The 16840-nt window shown below is 60.4% G+C and carries 16 protein-coding genes; 14 read left to right on the forward strand and 2 right to left on the reverse strand.

What is annotated here, in order from left to right:
- Positions 1 to 15 precede the first annotated feature (15 nt).
- Entirely contained in the window at positions 16 to 795 is a 780-nt protein-coding gene (locus tag AAGF34_RS08855) for an IclR family transcriptional regulator (RefSeq protein ID WP_342620247.1), read from the reverse strand.
- Positions 796 to 1003: 208 nt separating this feature from the next.
- Between AAGF34_RS08855 and AAGF34_RS08860 the strand changes: the two genes are divergently transcribed.
- The 12 genes from AAGF34_RS08860 to AAGF34_RS08915 all read left to right on the forward strand — a co-directional run bounded on the left by AAGF34_RS08860 (position 1004) and on the right by AAGF34_RS08915 (position 12586).
- Positions 1004 to 1840, forward strand: coding sequence for a cyclase family protein (locus AAGF34_RS08860; RefSeq protein ID WP_342620248.1), 837 nt, complete (start codon positions 1004 to 1006; stop codon positions 1838 to 1840).
- Positions 1841 to 1858: 18 nt separating this feature from the next.
- Positions 1859 to 2215 (forward strand): cupin domain-containing protein, encoded by a 357-nt coding sequence (locus AAGF34_RS08865; protein ID WP_342620249.1) that lies wholly within the window; start codon positions 1859 to 1861, stop codon positions 2213 to 2215.
- Positions 2215 to 3027, forward strand: a complete 813-nt coding sequence (locus AAGF34_RS08870; RefSeq protein WP_342620250.1) for an SDR family oxidoreductase — start codon at positions 2215 to 2217, stop codon at positions 3025 to 3027. The genes AAGF34_RS08865 and AAGF34_RS08870 overlap by 1 nt, the downstream gene beginning before the upstream one ends.
- Before the next feature lie 2 nt (positions 3028 to 3029).
- Positions 3030 to 3935, forward strand: coding sequence for a 3-hydroxyacyl-CoA dehydrogenase family protein (locus AAGF34_RS08875; RefSeq protein WP_342620251.1), 906 nt, complete (start codon positions 3030 to 3032; stop codon positions 3933 to 3935).
- A gap of 11 nt (positions 3936 to 3946) precedes the next feature.
- Positions 3947 to 4807, forward strand: a complete 861-nt coding sequence (locus tag AAGF34_RS08880; RefSeq protein WP_342620252.1) for a 3-keto-5-aminohexanoate cleavage protein — start codon at positions 3947 to 3949, stop codon at positions 4805 to 4807.
- Between the two features lie 67 nt (positions 4808 to 4874).
- On the forward strand, positions 4875 to 6248 hold the full coding sequence (locus AAGF34_RS08885; RefSeq protein WP_342620253.1) for an outer membrane beta-barrel protein: 1374 nt from the start codon (positions 4875 to 4877) through the stop codon (positions 6246 to 6248).
- A gap of 20 nt (positions 6249 to 6268) precedes the next feature.
- Positions 6269 to 7468, forward strand: coding sequence for an amino acid ABC transporter substrate-binding protein (locus AAGF34_RS08890; protein ID WP_342620254.1), 1200 nt, complete (start codon positions 6269 to 6271; stop codon positions 7466 to 7468).
- A 56-nt stretch (positions 7469 to 7524) separates the two neighbouring features.
- A complete protein-coding gene (locus AAGF34_RS08895) occupies positions 7525 to 8403 on the forward strand; it encodes a branched-chain amino acid ABC transporter permease (protein ID WP_342620255.1) in 879 nt (292 codons plus the stop codon).
- A 5-nt stretch (positions 8404 to 8408) separates the two neighbouring features.
- Entirely contained in the window at positions 8409 to 9386 is a 978-nt protein-coding gene (locus tag AAGF34_RS08900; protein WP_342620256.1) for a branched-chain amino acid ABC transporter permease, read from the forward strand.
- Positions 9383 to 10939 carry an ATP-binding cassette domain-containing protein gene (locus tag AAGF34_RS08905; protein WP_342620257.1) on the forward strand — a complete coding sequence of 519 codons (1557 nt, stop codon included), beginning with the start codon at positions 9383 to 9385 and terminating at the stop codon, positions 10937 to 10939. The genes AAGF34_RS08900 and AAGF34_RS08905 overlap by 4 nt, the downstream gene beginning before the upstream one ends.
- Before the next feature lie 31 nt (positions 10940 to 10970).
- Entirely contained in the window at positions 10971 to 11657 is a 687-nt protein-coding gene (locus tag AAGF34_RS08910; protein WP_342620258.1) for a hydrolase, read from the forward strand.
- Positions 11658 to 11671: 14 nt separating this feature from the next.
- Positions 11672 to 12586 (forward strand): DMT family transporter, encoded by a 915-nt coding sequence (locus tag AAGF34_RS08915; RefSeq protein ID WP_342620259.1) that lies wholly within the window; start codon positions 11672 to 11674, stop codon positions 12584 to 12586.
- Between the two features lies 1 nt (position 12587).
- Here AAGF34_RS08915 and AAGF34_RS08920 read toward each other — a convergent pair whose 3' ends face one another.
- The gene (locus AAGF34_RS08920) at positions 12588 to 14846 is read right to left on the reverse strand and encodes a PBP1A family penicillin-binding protein (protein WP_342620260.1); all 2259 of its coding nucleotides are present in this window, start codon (positions 14844 to 14846) and stop codon (positions 12588 to 12590) included.
- Positions 14847 to 15071: 225 nt separating this feature from the next.
- Between AAGF34_RS08920 and AAGF34_RS08925 the strand changes: the two genes are divergently transcribed.
- Together AAGF34_RS08925 and AAGF34_RS08930 are read left to right on the forward strand one after the other, a co-directional pair.
- Positions 15072 to 15284 carry a DUF350 domain-containing protein gene (locus AAGF34_RS08925; protein WP_342620261.1) on the forward strand — a complete coding sequence of 71 codons (213 nt, stop codon included), beginning with the start codon at positions 15072 to 15074 and terminating at the stop codon, positions 15282 to 15284.
- A complete protein-coding gene (locus tag AAGF34_RS08930) occupies positions 15281 to 16837 on the forward strand; it encodes a polyamine aminopropyltransferase (protein ID WP_342620262.1) in 1557 nt (518 codons plus the stop codon). Before AAGF34_RS08925 ends, AAGF34_RS08930 begins: the two co-directional genes overlap by 4 nt.
- Positions 16838 to 16840: the final 3 nt, after the last annotated feature.

A 16840-nucleotide genomic window follows, 5' to 3' on the forward strand; every position in this document is an offset into this window, starting at 1 on the left:
TCTTCAACTTTGCCGTCAACGCTTGATGGACGCTTGAAGCTTCCCTCCATGGGTGAGCAGCAGCTTCTCGATCGTTGGTCGCATGGCCTTGAAACGCTGGGTGGGAACTGGAACGGAGATCGCGGCGATTTCTCCACTGGGCAGGCTGAGTGCCATGGCCACCGCGCAGATGCCCATCGAGTTTTCTTCGACGTCGGCACCGATGCCACTCTCGCGTACCACTGCAATCTCCTCGACCAGGTCCGTCCATGTCGTGATGGTGTTGGGGGTCATGCGGGCGAATGACATGCGTGGACGCAGCGCGAGCATGTCGGCGTCGGACATGGCTGCTAGCATGGCTTTGCCAGGGGCCGTGGAGTGCAGGCTGAATGAAACGCCGATGCCGGATTCCGCCTTCAGGCGGTGTCCCCCCACCACCTGGTCTACGAACACCAGCTTGTTGCCGTCCAGCAGTGACAGGTCCACGGTTTCCCCACTGAGCAGCGAGATCTCCTGCAGGGTGGGGCGAGCGACTTCGGAGATTTCAAATCGCGTAGCGGCGGCCAGCGCGAGCAAGGCCGGACCCAGGCGTACTCCGCGGGTGGGTGAGGCCGAGATGACAAGGTTTTCATCGTCCAGCGCGGCAACGATGCGTTGAATCGTGGACCGGGGCAGCTTCAACAGCTTCGCCAATTCGCCCAGTGACAAGCCAGCTGGGTGCTCCCGCAATTTCTGCAGCACGGCCGCTGCACGCGCAATTACCTGAATCCCTCCCTTGCTGGCGGACTCATCGGCCAATTCGTCTTCTGTGGTCATGCAAGTTTTCTCCTTGTCCAAGTGTGCCAGCAGAACGCGTTGGTCATGCACGCGCGGGTTTACCCGATGCGGGTATGTCCCAGTTCCTGGCCCCCAAGTCGATCGATACATTACGCCACATTGAATCGCATAACGATACAACTGTATCGCAATACGGTTCAGTATAACAGATCAAATTTTCAAATCCGTCAGCAACAAGGAGCCTGTGATGATTAATGTGCGCGGCACGATGTACGAAGAGAACCTCAACAACAAGATGGGGTTGGAGTTTTATGACCTGAGTCATCCCTGGGGTTTGGGACAGCCCTGCTGGCCCTACTTCGAAGATGTCAAGATCGAACGGCTGCACACCATGGCCCGTTCCGGCGTGCTGACCCAGAAGATCACGACCGTGATGCACTCGGGCACCCACATCGATGCGCCGGCGCACGTCGTGGAAGGCACCGCGTTCATGGACGAAGTGCCGTTGCCGCACTTCTTCGGCACCGGAGTGGTGGTGTCCATCCCCAAGAAAAAGTGGGAAGTGATTACCGCTGCCGACCTGGAGGCCGCAAGTCCGCAAATTCGCGAGGGCGACATCGTCATCGTCAACACCGGTTGGCATAAGCACTACGGCGACAACCGCATGTATTACGCCTATTCCCCCGGCTTCTACAAAGAGGCCGGCGAATGGTTTGCCAAGAAGAAGGTCAAGATGATTGGCAGCGACACGCAAGCCCTGGACCATCCGCTGGGTACGGCCATTGGCCCACATGGCCCCGGATGGCCCAATGGCCTTCTGCCCGACATCAACCGTGAATACGAACGGGAAACCGGCCGCAAGGTGATCGAAGACTTCCCTGAGTGGGAGCCCTGCCACCAGGCCATCCTGAAGCAAGGCATCTGCGGCTTCGAAAACGTGGGTGGCGACATCGACAAAGTCACCGGCAAACGCGTGACCTTCGCCGCCTTTCCGTGGCGCTGGACCAAAGGCGATGGATGCATCGTGCGCCTCGTGGCCATCGTGGACCCGAGCGGCCAATACCGTTTCGAGACGGGCAAGTAAGCACAGGGAGCGGATGCGATGAAGGTCAAACGTTTCCCGGATGCGCAAGCCTATGTGGCACCCAACCACTATGAGATGCGCTCCCTGCGGTTGCAAGGGTTTGAAGAGGGTGGTCCGGAGTCGTTCTGGACGGGGCTGTCGCACTTTCTTCCCGGTGGAGGTGCCGGGCCTGACTCGTCTCCGCTGGAAAAGGTCTATGTAGTGGTCGCGGGTGAATTGACCGTGGCCGTTGGCGGTGAAGAAGTCGTTCTGGGGGCCATGGACAGTTGCTTCATCCCGGGTGGGGAAATACGTGAAGTCAAGAACCGCACGAACGCCGTCGCCAGCATGCTGGTGGTCATGCCGTATCCGCCAACCCAGCAGGGAGCCCAGTGATGGACGACGCAACACCTGATTGGCTGAAGAACCCGGCCCGGCTCTTTGACATACGCGGCAAAGTAGCAGTCGTGACCGGAGCCTCGGGCGCCTTTGGCATGTTGGCCGTCAAGGTATTGGCGGGCGCAGGGGCCAAGCTGGTTCTGGCCGCTGGAAACGGGAAGGCCCTTGATGAAGCAGCCGCAGCCTGCAATGCCATGGGCGCAGAGGTGGCCTGCGTAGCGCTGCGCCCGAACACGGAGGCGGACTGCGACACCATCATCCAGACCGGCATAGATGCATTCGGCGGAGTGGACATTCTGGTGGTGGGCTCCGGCATGAACGACCCCTGCCCCATCGTCGACATGCCACTGGAGCGATTTGAATCCGTCATGGACGGAAACGTCACGGGTGCATGGCTGATCTGCAGAGCCTTCGGCAAACACGCCATTGCCCGAGGACGTGGAGGCAAGGTGGTACTGGTCTCTTCTGCACGCGGCAAACTGGGCCATCCGGCGGGCTACAGCGCCTACTGCGCCTCCAAAGCGGCTACCGATGGCCTGACCCGGGCGCTGGGGTGCGAATGGGGCAAATACGGAATCACGGTGAATGCCATTGCGCCGACCGTCTTCCGATCTCCCCTGACCGCATGGATGTTCGAGGACAACGAAAAGGCCAATGGCGTGCGGGCCGGCTTTCTATCCCGCGTACCGCTGGGGCGCCTGGGTGAACCGGAGGACCTGGCTGGTCCTCTCCTGTTCCTGGTGTCCAGGGCATCCGACTTCCATACCGGGCATACCGTCTATGCCGACGGTGGTTACACGGCGGGCTAGACATGCAACACATATCCGTCATAGGTGCTGGCCTCATGGGCCATGGCATTGCACAGGTGTTCGCACTGGCAGGACGCATTGTGCGTGTCTACGACCCGGACCAGAAAGCGCTGATGTCGCTGCGTGAGCGCATAGAACGCAACCTGAAGGATTTGAAGCAGGACGTGAACGCTGCAACCCGGGTGTTTCCATCGGAAGACCTGGGAGAGTGCGTCAGCGGTGCGGATGTCGTATTTGAAGCGGGGCCGGAAAACCTCGCCTTCAAGCAACGCCTCTTTGTGCAGCTCGAGCAACTGGCGCCGCCGCATGCTCTGCTGGCAAGCAACACCTCGGTGATACCCATTACGGAAATCATGCGCAACGTCGGGACCGGGCACAGGGCCATGGGCACCCACTGGTGGAACCCGCCGTACCTGGTGCCGCTGGTCGAAGTGATCAAGACCCCCCACACCGATCCGCGGCTCGCACAAGACATGTTCAACCTGCTGGCAGAAGTAGGCAAGACGCCTGCCATGGTGGAAAAGGACATACCAGGGTTCATTGGCAACAGGCTGCAGCATGCCCTGTGGAGGGAGGCCATTGCATTGGTCGCCAGCGGCGTATGCGACGCCGAAACAGTGGACACCGTTGTCAAGGCCAGTTTTGGTCGGCGTCTACCCGTTCTCGGGCCTTTGGAAAACGCAGACCTGGTTGGAATCGAGCTGACCCAGGCGATTCACCAGACGGTACTTCCCTTTATCGACCACACCCCAGGCCCATCACCGTACCTGCAACGCCTGATCGACGACGGCAGGCTGGGAATGAAAAGCGGTGAAGGCTTCAGAACCTGGACACCTGAACAGCAAGACGAACTACGCGCCAAGGTCTTGTCCCATCTCAAAGCAATGAACGTGGCGGAAGGCCGCTAAAGGAATACATCATGGATGAAAGCAGCAGGGTCATTCTCACGGTAGCCTGCACTGGCGCCTGGCCCCAAAAGTCAGACACGCCCTACGTGCCACTGACACCACAAGAGGAAGCTGATGAGATCGTACGTTGTGCCGATGCGGGCGCATCCATCGCACACATTCACGTGCGCGACGATGCCTTCCACGCGTCCATGGACTTTGACAAATTCGCCGAGACCGTGCGCCTGGTGCGGGCCCGTTGCAACATAGTCTTGAACCTCACGACCTCGGGCGGACTGGGCCTTTCAGACGAAGTACGCATGAGGCCCTTTCAAGAGCTGCGCCCCGAGATGGCCTCGTTCGACGCAGGAACGATGAACTGGGCCCACACCACCGTCTTTGAGAACAGCCCGCGGTTCCTGGAGAAGCTGGCCAACTCCATGTCGGAATGCAACGTCAAGCCCGAGTTCGAAATCTTTGATGCCGGAATGATCTACAACGTCCTGCACTACATGAAGAAGGGCCTCATCACCGGCCGCCCGCATTTCCAGTTCGTGCTGGGTGCGCCTGGCGGCATGACAGCCGACGTGAAGAACATGATGTTCCTGCTGGACACCTGCAAGGACAACCTGGGTACAAATTTCACCTGGTCCGCTCTGGGCATTGGCAGAGGCCACCTACCCATCATCTACGCCGCCCTGGCCATGGGCGGGCATGTGCGCGTAGGGATGGAAGACAACATCTTCTACCGCAAAGGCCAGCTTGCCAAATCCAATGTGGAGTTTGTCGAGCGGGTGAAGCGCACGGTGGCCGAGATTGATCGCACGGTCGCCACCCCGGACGAGACACGAAAAATACTGGGCCTGAAGAACGTGCCCGCAGCGGTTGTCTGAAGCAAGCGCAAAGAAAGAGAGACAGGGAAGACCCACCACCCCACCAAATAAATACGAGGAGCACAGATTGAAAAACACCCCCATCAGCATGGCATGCGCCGTGGTGATTGCATCCGCAATGGCCACCGGAGCAGCAGCACAAGGCAGTGACGGTGACGGCGACGAAAAGCCGTTCTCACTGTTTGGAGACGCACTGGAAAGCGCGGCAGGAATCAACGCCTTTGGCTTTCTGCAGGTTGGCTTTTCCTCCAACAACACCTCGACGCACGACCAGGCGGCGGCAGGGCACTCCAACTTCCCGATTGCAGGTGCCGCAGACGAGGGCTTGCAGCTCAACGCCTTGTCATTGGCGCTGGAGCGGCCTATCACGACGAACATCATCCCCCGCGTCACTCCTACGCCAGGGCCTGTACCATGGGAGTTTTCGTGGGGGTTCCGCACGGAGTTGCTGTATGGACGCAACGGTTTGCCAGCCCAGATGTTTGGCTTTGATTCGCAATGGGCGGTCAACCAGACACCCGCCGGAGTGAACCCGGGAAGCACACGGCAAAACTACGTCGCCATGCCCCAGGCATTTTTGCAAGCCTACTTTCCGGTGGGCATGGGTGTTGCCGCGATGGTGGGGCGGTTTGGTTCCGGTGTGGGGCATGACATAGCACCCGAATGGCGGCCAGGCCCCAATGTGTTCTATACCAAAACCTACACCTTTGTAGCGCAGCCCGATCAGGTCTACGGGGCCCTGGTGTCGGCCAATCTGATGCGCAACGAATATGGATTTCTGGCGGGCGAACTGGGTATTGTCAAAGGCCGCCAGAACCTGAACGACAACAACAACAGCAACAGCACGATTGGTGCGCTGCGTTGGCGCAGCACCGATATGAATACCTGGGTTGACTACAGTTTCATGATAGGGGACGAGCAGAACGACCCTATAGTCAACAACGTCCAGATGCCCATTGCGCGCATCATTTCGGCCAATGGCCAAAAGCGTGAGCACCACTCCCTGAGCGTGGGCTTCAAGCCAGCCGATGCCTGGCAAGCCAATGTGGAGTTTGTATACGGCAAACAAAGCGGCGATGGCCAGCCGGGAACGATTGACATCCTGACCTTCAACCCGGCTGCTGGAAATTTCTTCACGGGTGGGGAATACACCGGCGTGGTTGCGCAGGCGGTCTATACCGCCAATGAAAAGCTGAGCTATGGCGCACGGTTTGAGAACTTCCGGGACCCCCAGGGCGTGGCACTGTTTCCCGTAACCGCCGTAGCCAGCGACTTCAATGCGGTCACGTTGGGGCTGACCTACAAGCTCAGCAAGAGTGCCATCCTGCGTCCCGAGGTCCGTTACGACTGGCAGACCGGCAACAACGGAGTCAATGCGTTCGGCGGTGGCACTGCCGACAAGCAAACCACGCTGTCGACCGACCTGGTCATCTATTTCTAAAAAACAACGAGGAGCGTCAAATGAATTTCCAATACAAGCTCGCGCAAGTGTCGATCGCAGCATGTCTGCTGGCGGGTGCCATGTCCGCCACGCATGCAGCTGATGAAATCGTGATCGGCGCCTCGATTCCATTGTCCGGCCCCTTGGCTGGCTTTGGCATGTACCAGAAGTGGGGTTACGAGACAGCCGTGAAAGACCAGAACAAGGCCGGAGGCATTCTGGTGGACGGCAAGAAGATCCCGGTGCGATTGGTCATCCGGGACGACAAGACCGACCCCAACGTGACTGCGAGCAACTCCGAGTCACTGCTTTCGCGGGACAACGCCGTGGCATTGCTGGGTTCCTGCACGCCAGCGTTGGTGAACGCAGGCGCACTGGTTGCGGAGCGGCGCAAGGTTCCCATTGTTGCGGGTTGTGATCCATTGGGCGCTTTCCGCTCCGTGCGCAAGTGGAATTACGCCTGGGTCATGTTCTTTGATGAGGGCGATCTGGCCACAGCGCCCTTTCGCATGATGAACGACTACGGCATCGTCACCAACAAGAAGGTCGCGATATTGGCGGACAACGGCCCTGATGGCATTGTCGTGGGCGGAAAGATATGGCCTGAAACTGCCAAGGCCAATGGCTATTCCGTGGAGCAAAGCACCTCCTTCCCCACGGATGCGCAGCAGTTCACCTCCATGGTGGCGCAAGCCAAATCCACCGGAGCGGACGTGGTGCTGGTGGACGCCATACCGCCCCAGGCCATTGCCATGCGCAAGCAAATGGCTTCAGCCGGATTCAGTCCCAAGGTGCTTGTGATGGAGAAGGGGGCTGAGCCCGAGTTCTTCGCACAGGCCACCGGAAAGTTGGCAGACGGTGTTCTGGTCGGCGGCTACTGGGACCCCAGCTTCCCGTATCCAGGTGCAGCCGATCTCGCCAAACGCTTCGAGTCGGAAACCAAACAGACCCAGAGCCAGCACATTGCAGACTCCCACGCCGCAGCGCAAGTCCTCATGGATGCCATAGCTGCCGCGGGAACCCTGGACCGCGAAAAGATCAACGCGGCCATAGCCAAGACCAACAAGACCTACGTCATTGGTCCGGTGAAGTTCGACGCCACCAACACTTCGGCCATTCCCATCACCTTGATGCAATGGCAGAGTGGCAAGGCCGTCGTGGTCTGGCCCAAAGACCGAGCCAATGGCAAGCTGCTCTTTCCCCTGCCTGAAGCCAAGTAAGAGAAGCCCCTGCAGTCCATTGGGTTGGCTGCAGGGCATCAAGAAGGAGTAGGCATATGAGTTTGCCAAACGTGGAAGTAATAGCCGGGAGCCTGGCTTCCGGGCTGCTGTTGGGCGGCAGCCTGTCGCTCATTGCACTGGGCCTGTCCATTTCGCTGGGCGTGATGCGTCTTGTCAATCTGGCGCATGGCGAGTTGTTGGTGTGTGGTGCCTACCTGAGCTACTTCCTGCTCAGCTACCTGGGGCTCGATCCCATTCTGGGTTTGCCGCTGGTGGGGGCCCTGGTTGCGCTGGTGGCATTGCCTTTCCACCGGCTGCTGATCGCACCTCTGGCGGGCAAAGGAATGGAGGCGCCCATGATGACCATGTTTGGCGTTTCCATCATCCTGCAGAACCTGTTGCTTCTCGCCTTCTCTGCCGACACCCGCAACATCGAGGCGTCCTATGCCACCCAACCTCTGATACTGGGGCCGGTCGTCGTGCCCAAGATCTACCTCATCGGGTTTGTGGTTTCGGTGGTCTTGGTGTGGTGTGTGCACTTGCTGGTCACCTGTACCGCATTTGGCAGGGAGCTGCGGGCCAGTTCGGCCGACCCCGGTGCGGCCGCCACGCTGGGCGTGGATGTGCGGCGCGTGCACGCCCTGACGTTTTCCATGGGGGCCGCTTGTGCGGCCATGGGAGGAGTATTGATCGGTACCGCCTTCTCCTTCACCCCGAGCACGGGTGCTACCTACCTGCTGATCAGCTTCGCCATTGTGGTTCTGGGTGGGGTTGGAAATATCTTTGGAACACTGGTTGCGGGAGTCGCCATGGGTGTCTTGCAAAGTATTGGGGCGGTCGTGCTGGGTGATGGTTACCGAGACCTGGTCGGCCTTGTGTTATTCCTTCTGGCACTGGCACTGCGCCCGGCCGGAATCGTGTCAGCGAGGGCGTAACCACCATGCTTTATGCCGAATACGAACCCACCAGCGATCCTGAAGTGGCCGAAATGATCCGAAGAAACGTTTCAAAAATTGTGGTGCCCACGCTCCTGATGGCACTGGCGATAGCGAGTCAGGGGTTTTCAGATTACGCACTTGAAATCGGCTTTCGCCTCATGGTGATGATCACGTTGGCCGAGGCGTGGAACCTGCTTGCAGGCTATGGTGGTCTGGTGTCCTTGGGGACGGCCTCCTTTGTCGGCATTGGCGCCTATGCGCTTACCGGCCTTGTGAACAATGCGCACCTGCCTCTGTATCTGGCCATACCCGGCGCGGGTCTTGCTGCCGCAATGCTTGCGCTGCTGGTCTCCCGCGCAGTGTTTCGGCTCCGGGGGTTGTACTTCACAGTGGGCACGCTCGCCTTGGCGGAAGCCTTGCGCATGTTCATGGTGAACTACGATGGCTTTGGTGGAGCCTCCGGTCTCTTCTTGTCGCAGGACCCGCCGGGCCTGTATGCGCTGTTTTGCATTGCCATTGGCTTGATGGCCGTCACCACGCTGGTGATAACCATCGCGACGGCATCCCGGTTTTCCATCCTCCTGCGGGCGGTGCGTGACGACGAAGACGCGGCTGCGCAAATTGGCGTGAAGGCATTCCGCATCAAGCTGGTTGCCTTTGTGCTGGCAAGTTTCCTGATGGGCATGGCAGGCGCGCTACAAGGGCTGAAGGTGGGAACCGTGGAGCCCTACGGCATGTTTGGCATTCAGTGGACCGTCAGCGTGCTGTCGATCGTCATCATTGGCGGTCAGGGCTTGCGTCTGGGGCCGGTTGCCGGCGCATTCTTTGTCATCGCCCTGGGTGAAGTACTGGCGGACTATCCCGCATTGCATCTGGCCATTACCGGCGTGATATTGATTGTCGTTATTCGGTTTGCCCCCAAAGGTCTGGTCGGGCTCGCCCGCGATATTGCAGCCAGAAACAAGGGGGAGGCGAAATGAGCACACCACTTTTGCAAGCGAACGGCTTGGTCAAGCGCTTTGGCGGTGTGGTTGCAACCGACAACGTTTCCTTGGCAGTCCATCCACACCAGGTCATGGGAATCATCGGTCCCAACGGCGCTGGCAAATCCACCTTGATCGGGTTGCTCGGTGGCGGCCTGATGCCCAGTGCCGGAAGCATTGCGTTCGACGGGCAGGACATCACGCAGATGCAAGCGTTTGACCGCGCCCGTATCGGGATTGGCCGGACGTACCAAATCCCTCGCCCCTTTCTCGACATGACCGTGCGGGAGAATTTGTTGGCGGCCAGATATTCATTGCATCCCTGGGAAGCCGGGGTCAAGGCAAACCGCGCATGCGATGCCATTCTGGAGCGCACAGGCCTTGCCGATGCGGCACACCTTACGGGGCGGGGGTTACCCTTGTTGCGTCGCAAGCGCCTGGAAGTTGCCCGCGCACTGGCCTTGCAGCCCAAGCTGCTGCTGCTCGACGAAGTTGGTGCCGGCCTGATTGACTCGGAAGTCACGGAGCTTGTGGAACTGATCAAGTCCTTGCGCAAAGAGGTGCAGGGTATTGTCATCATCGAACACGTGTTGCGTGTCGTGCGGGAATGTTGCGACCGCCTTGCGGTGATCAATTTTGGAAAGAAGATCGCCGAAGGCAGTACCAAGGATGTGCTCAATAGTGACGACGTCGCGGCTGTTTACCTGGGCACTTCGCACTCGGCAAAGAAGGTGGAAACTGTCCGCTCCGAGGCAACGCAGCCAGGGCAAGCGACCGTTTCACGCGCCATGGCGGGGCTGGTTACTCCGACCCGGATCGAGGCCGGCAAAGCGCGTGCGCCCATTCTGGAGTTGCGTGGCATCCATGCGGGCTATGGCCAGGCTCGGGTTCTCAACGGCATCGATCTTGTCGTGCAACCCGGCAAGGTGATCGCCATTCTGGGAACCAATGGCGCCGGCAAGACCACCTTGGCCAATGTGGTGAGCGGCGCCATCAAGGCCAGTGCGGGGCACATCCTGGTGGAGGGCAAGGACGTCACAGGTTCTGCTCCGCATCAGTTTGCAAGGCTTGGCCTGGCGCAGTGCATGGAGGGGCGCCGCATATTTGCGCCGCTTACCGTTGAAGAAAACCTGATGCTGGCAGCCCGTGGCGTGGCGCAGGCAGAGGTGGCCGATCGACTGGAGCGCATCTACACCCTGTTCCCAGAACTGGCGGAGCGCAGGCGCATTGGCGGCACATCCATGTCCGGTGGGCAGCAGCAGATGCTGGCCATAGGCCGCTCCTTGATGTCCAAGCCCAAGCTCGTCCTGTTTGATGAGATCAGCCTGGGCCTGGCGCCGGTCATGATGGACCGCCTCTACCAGGCGCTTGGCGAACTCAAGGCTGCCGGGCTGACCATGCTCATCGTGGAACAGGACGTGGAGCGGGCACTCCATTTGGCAGATGAGGTGCATGTCATGGAGCACGGCACCTTTGCGCTCTCGGGCAATGCCACATCCATACGAGAAGACCCGCGTCTGCGCCACCTCTATATTGGCACTGCGGATTGAAAATATTCTTAATGAAAACAGGAGACACAAGATGGAACTGAAAGAAGCCAATCGTTTGCTAGACCCCACACCCATGCCTTTGGAACTGGGCTATGAGCGCCTTGCGGATGGCGTGCTGCACGTGGCCTGTCGCACGGACCTGCACGGCTGCACTGGCGAGATGTTCGAGTGGTGGTTCAGATCCCGTCCCAACACCCAGCACTATGTGTGGTGGCACCCGGTAGACCATGTATCGAGCGACTGGATTGGGGGCGACGCGTCCACGCACGTGGGGTCCATCCACAAGGTGGAGGAGTTCTTCACCGGACTGCCATCGGCCAAACTGCTGATTCAGTTCCGTCCCAACGAGGAGTTCTTCGACGCCGATCGCTACCAAAAGGCACGTCAGGAAGGGCGCATCAGTGCCTCGGTATGCGGGCGGACCGGTATGTCCTGGGATACACCGACCTTGCCCGACGGGAAACTGTTGGGCGGACGCTTGCTCCATATCGGCCGTGACACACCGTGGGGCTGCGCTTTGCGTAGCCATTTCTACATGGGGCAGGATCTACCTTCCATTGGAAAGTCACCGAAGGAAATCGAGGAGATGATTCCGGATGCGTTCGGCATTGCACTGCTTCAGCACTGCTACAACGAATTCACCTTCCTCTCGCGGTTCCTTCCTTCCCTTTTCATTGCCGAGAACCGTGCAACGCATGAAGTAAAGCTGCCTTGGTAGCGGGAGCATCCTGGTTGACCAGCACTGCGCAAGGCAGGGCGAAGCTCCTGTTATGGGTTTCGCCTGCCTTCATTTCTTCCAACTACATCCTTGCCAAGGCTGCCAGCGGGGAGATTGCGCCCCACCTGATGGCGCTGATTCGGTGGTCTGTGGCGTTGTGCCTCATGGGCGCCTTTTCATGGAGGCAGCTCGGTCAATTGATGCGCCTGCCCGCGCGCGAGTACCTCCATGTGCTGGTGCTTGGTGGACTGGGCATGTGGATTTGTGGCGCCTTCGTCTACGAGGCTGCGTTCTCAACCAGCTCCACCAACATTGCCCTGATCTATGCCGTCACACCGGTTGCCATTGCCGCGGTCAACTCCGGAGCATCCGGCGGTACCGTGCTGCCGCGCCATTGGGTGGGCATGTTGCTGGCGCTGTTCGGTGTCCTGTTTGTGATTTCCAAGGGTCACCTTGGGAACTTGTCCGCCACGCGGCTTGTCGTGGGAGACGTGTGGGTTGTGGTTGCCGCCACGGCCTGGGTCGCCTACACCTTGTTGACGCAGCGCTGGCCAAGCGCCTTGGATACCTCGACGCGCTTGTGCGCCGTGACATGTGCAGGTGTGCTGATCCTGCTGCCATGCACCGTAATCGAGGCCCTGCACGCGGGGCAGGTGCTCCTTACGCGGCGCGGGCTTTTGCTGGCAGCGGTGGCGGGTGTAATTCCCGGCTTCGTTGCCTACAAATCCTATGCGTTTCTGATCCAGAAGCTGGGCCCGGCCCAAGCCGGTCTGGTGATGTATCTGTCACCCGTGTATGCCGCAGCCATTGCCTGGGTTCTGTTGGGTGAGGCGCCGTCGTGGTTTCACTTCGCAGGTGCCGCCATGATCTTGCCCAGCATTTATCTGGTGACTTCGCAAAACACCAGAAGCACGGAAGCGGGCCGTTGACCTACTTGCCCCCGAACAGATCCTTCAACCGTTCCAGCAGATCCAGGTCAATCGGCTTGGCTGCTGTGTTGCCCTGGAATTCGTCGTACACCCAGTCGCCCTGCACCTGTGACACGCCTGTGGGTTGGGGCATCTGGGTGGGCGGTTTGCCCTTGAGCGCGACGCCCATGTAATCCATCCAGATGGGCAGCGCCAGCGTGGCGCCGAATTCGCGGCCCCCCAATGATTGCGGGTCGTCATAGCCCATCCAGGCCACTGCGGTCACATTGCCGCTGTAACCGGCAAACCATCCGTCCACCGCGTCGCTGCTGGTGCCGGTCTTACCGGCCAGGTCCGGGCGGCCCAGCTTCTGTGCAGCGGCTGCGGTGCCGCTCACGGTCACCTCGTGCAGCATGCTGGTGGTGACGAAGGCATTGCGAGCATCCAGCACGCGGTCGCTCTCCTGCGCCACGGCCACGGGCTTGGCCTCGAATAGCACGGCGCCACGCGCATCGGTCACTTTCTGGATCAGATACGGATTGATCTGGAGGCCACCATTGGCAAACACCGAGTAGGCGCCTGCCATCTGCAGCGGCGTGACCGAGCCGGTGCCAAGTGCCAGTGTGTAGTTGACGGGCTGCTTGGTGCCGTCAAAGCCAAAGCGCGGCAGGAAGTCGTGGGCGTACTGCGGCGTGATGGCGCGCAGCAGCCGCACCGCGGCCACGTTCTTTGACATGGCCAGCGCATGGCGTAGCGTGATGGCGCCTTCGTACACATCGTCATCGTTCTGCGGAGACCAGGGCTGGCTGCCGGTTTCTGCGGGCGTGAGCGTGAGGGGCGCGTCGTTCACCTGCGTGGCGGGCGAGTAGCCCTTCTCCAAGGCAGCTGAATAGATGAAGGGCTTGATGGACGAGCCGGGCTGGCGCCAGGCCTGGGTGGCGTGGTTGAACTGGCTGGCGTTGAAATCAAAGCCACCCACCAGCGCGCGGTAGGCGCCGGTCTGGTTGTTGAGGGACACAAAGGCGCTACCCACATTGGGCAACTGCGTGATGCTCCAGCGGCCCTTGGCGTCCTGCACCACGCGGATGATGGAGCCGGCCTTGAGCTTGAGCGCGGCTGGTGCCTTGGGAGCCAGGGCTGCTGCGGCCCAGCGTACGCCATCACCATTGACGTCGATCTGGTCGCCATTGGGCAGCGCAGCGCGCACGCTCTTGGGTGTGACCGTCAGGGCCACGGCCGACAGCATGCGGTCGCTGGCCGGGTGCTGCTGCAGTGCATTTTCTATGACCTTTTGGCGTTCGGTCGCGTTGGCAGGCAGCTCCACAAAGCCTTCTGCTCCGCGGTAACCATGACGCTGGTCATATGCCAGCACATTGCGACGCACCGCATCGTAGGCCGCATCCTGCTCGGTGCTGATGAGTGTGGTGGTGACGCTGATGCCACGCGTGTAGGTGTCGTCCTTGAACTGGGCCGCCATGCTCTGGCGCACCATCTCGGCCACGTACTGCGCATGGCTGTTGTAGCTCTGACCATCCATGCGCACGTGCAGGTCTTCGGCCATGGCCTGTTTGAGCTGCGCGTCATTGATATAGCCCAGCTCGCGCATACGCTTGAGCACCAGCTGCTGGCGCGCCTGTGCGCGCTTGGGGTTGACCACGGGGTTGACCGTGCTGGGTGCCTGCGGCAGGCCGGCCAGCATCGCGGCCTGTGCAATGGTGACGTCCTTGAGCGACTTGCCGAAGTAGATCCGCGCTGCGCTGCTGAAGCCGTAGGCGCGCTGGCCCAGATAGACCTGGTTCATGTAGAGCTCCAGGATCTGGTCCTTGGTGAGCGTGCGCTCTATCTTGTAGGCCAGCATCACTTCGGTGAGCTTGCGCGAGAGCACCTTCTCCTTGGTGAGGTAGAAGTCACGCGCCACCTGCATGGTGATGGTGGAGGCACCTTGCTTCATGCCGCCAGTCAGGTCCGCGATCAATGCGCGCGCCACGCCCTTGAAGTCCACGCCGCCGTGTTCGTAAAAGCGCGAGTCTTCAATGGCCAGCAAGGCCTGCTTCTGGATCAGCGGGATGTCCTTGATCGCCACGAACTCGCGCCGCTCCTGGCCGAACTCGCCAATCAGCACGCCGTCGCTGGTGTACACGCGCAGCGGAATCTTGGGGCGGTAATCCACCATTGCGTCCAGACTAGGGAGGTCCAGCGGGGTGGCAGCCTGCGTGCCAGGAGTTGCCAGTGCGGCTGCAAGCAGCACACTGGCGCAGCAAAACGAAGTGAGGAATTTCAAGATAGTCGCGAGTCTAGGCCAAATGGGCGCCACCGATCGGGCGGCCAGAGCAGCATGCTATTGTCGCTCGAGGGGAGGACGCCCAGGGTGGGCGCCGTTTTTACCTTCGTTTACAACAATCCCGCAATGTGGAAGCGGCTACGGGCGCAACCAGGCGCCGAAAATGAGGGACACTGCGGCTTTGTGTTCGCTTCCCAAACAAACACCAACCACCGAGGACGCATCATGGAATGGATGAAACCCGGGGTCCTGCTGGGCTCCATCGTATTTGCATTGATGGGTGTGCTGATCTTCTGGATCAGCTTTGTCATCATCGACAAGATCACGCCCTACAACCTGTGGGAAGAGATTGTGGAAAAGCAGAACCAGGCGCTAGCCTTGGTCGTGGCAGCCATGTCGCTGGGCATCTGCATCATCGTCGCTGCCGCCATCCATTGAGCCTGCATGCTTCCAAACCGGGCCCCAGCCCGGTCGAGCTGGCGCTGCTGACCTCCGTCTTCGTCGTCTCTGCCTGCGGGCTGGTGTACGAGCTGGCGGCGGGCGCGCTGGCGTCGTATTTGCTGGGCGACTCTGTCCTGCAATTCTCCACGGTGATTGGCGCTTACCTGTTTGCCATGGGCGTGGGCTCGTATCTCTCGCGCTTTCTGGAGCGCCAGCTCAGCGCCCACTTTCTGCGTATTGAGCTGCTGGTGGCACTGGCCGGGGGCCTGCTGCCGGTGCTGCTGTTCGTGGCGCATGCGGCGCTGCCCAATTCCTTTCGCTTCGTGTTGTATGCCATGGTGGTGCTGGTGGGCATTCTGGTGGGGCTGGAGATCCCGCTGGTGATGCGCATGCTCAAGAAGAACGTGGCGCTCAAGGACCTGGTCTCCCAGGTGCTGACCTTTGACTACCTGGGCGCGCTGGCGGTGTCCATTGCGTTCCCCTTGCTGCTGGTTCCGCATCTGGGGCTGGCGCGCACCGGCCTGCTGTTCGGGCTGATGAATGCGTTGGTAGCGCTCTGGGCCCTGTGGCTGTTCCGCCATGAGTTGCGGCATCTGTCCGCGCATGCGTTGACGTGTGTGGCCACCCTGGCGGTGCTGCTTGCGGTGTTTGCCTGGGCCGACCACATCACCACCTGGGCCGAGGACAAGCTCTACCAGGACCACGCGGTGATCGCGCTGACCACGCCCTACCAGCGCATCGTGGTGACCAACGCGCCGGGTGAGGGGCGCCTGGGATTGCGTTTGTTTTTGAACGGCAATCTGCAGTTTGCCCAGCGCGACGAATACCGTTACCACGAGGCCCTGGTGCATCCGGTCATGGCAGCGTTTGCGCAAGGTGGCGCGCCCAAAAAGGTTGCCATCCTGGGCGGCGGTGACGGCATGGCCGCGCGCGAAATCCTCAAGTACCCCGGCGTGGTAAGTGTCACGCTGGTGGAGCTGGACCCGGCCATGACCGATCTCTTCACCCGTGAGCCCATGCTGACGGCGCTCAACGCGCATGCGCTTTCTTCGCCCAAGCTCAAGGTGGTCAATACCGATGCCTTTGGCTATCTGGAAAACGCCAGTGACGTGTTTGACGTAATCGTGGTGGACTTCCCCGACCCCACCAACTTCTCCATCGGCAAGCTGTTCACCAACTCCTTTTATGCGCTGCTGGACAAGCATCTGTCGGCCAGCGGCTACGCCGTGATCCAGACCACCTCGCCGCTGGTAGCACGCAAGAGTTTCTGGACGGTGGTGCACACGGTGGAGTCCGTGGGGCTGACCGCCACGCCCTACCATGCGCACGTGCCCAGCTTTGGCGAGTGGGGCTTTGTGATTGCCAGCCGCAGGCCCTACCGGCTGCCTACTGCATTGCCGGCGGGCCTGCGCTTTCTGAACCTGCAAAGCCTGCCGTTGCTGTTCGACTTTCCGCAGGACATGGACCGCGTGCCCACCGAGATCAACCGCCTGTCCAACCAGGTGCTGGTCACCACCTATGAAGAGGAGTGGGGCCGTGTCGCCCACTGAAGG

It is taken from the genome of Rhodoferax sp. GW822-FHT02A01 (assembly GCF_038784515.1).
GTDB lineage: Bacteria > Pseudomonadota > Gammaproteobacteria > Burkholderiales > Burkholderiaceae_C > Allorhodoferax.

Bases quoted from the DNA above. Each gene is read 5' to 3' on its own strand.
- AAGF34_RS08905 (WP_342620257.1), top strand. From the start codon at position 9,383: ATGAGCACACCACTTTTGCAAGCGAACGGCTTGGTCAAGCGCTTTGGC.
- AAGF34_RS08925 (WP_342620261.1), top strand. From the start codon at position 15,072: ATGGAATGGATGAAACCCGGGGTCCTGCTGGGCTCCATCGTATTTGCA.
- AAGF34_RS08880 (WP_342620252.1), top strand. From the start codon at position 3,947: ATGGATGAAAGCAGCAGGGTCATTCTCACGGTAGCCTGCACTGGCGCC.
- AAGF34_RS08895 (WP_342620255.1), top strand. From the start codon at position 7,525: ATGAGTTTGCCAAACGTGGAAGTAATAGCCGGGAGCCTGGCTTCCGGG.
- AAGF34_RS08860 (WP_342620248.1), top strand. From the start codon at position 1,004: ATGATTAATGTGCGCGGCACGATGTACGAAGAGAACCTCAACAACAAG.
- AAGF34_RS08890 (WP_342620254.1), top strand. From the start codon at position 6,269: ATGAATTTCCAATACAAGCTCGCGCAAGTGTCGATCGCAGCATGTCTG.
- AAGF34_RS08855 (WP_342620247.1), bottom strand. From the start codon at position 795: ATGACCACAGAAGACGAATTGGCCGATGAGTCCGCCAGCAAGGGAGGG.
- AAGF34_RS08910 (WP_342620258.1), top strand. From the start codon at position 10,971: ATGGAACTGAAAGAAGCCAATCGTTTGCTAGACCCCACACCCATGCCT.
- AAGF34_RS08900 (WP_342620256.1), top strand. From the start codon at position 8,409: ATGCTTTATGCCGAATACGAACCCACCAGCGATCCTGAAGTGGCCGAA.
- AAGF34_RS08865 (WP_342620249.1), top strand. From the start codon at position 1,859: ATGAAGGTCAAACGTTTCCCGGATGCGCAAGCCTATGTGGCACCCAAC.
- AAGF34_RS08875 (WP_342620251.1), top strand. From the start codon at position 3,030: ATGCAACACATATCCGTCATAGGTGCTGGCCTCATGGGCCATGGCATT.
- AAGF34_RS08870 (WP_342620250.1), top strand. From the start codon at position 2,215: ATGGACGACGCAACACCTGATTGGCTGAAGAACCCGGCCCGGCTCTTT.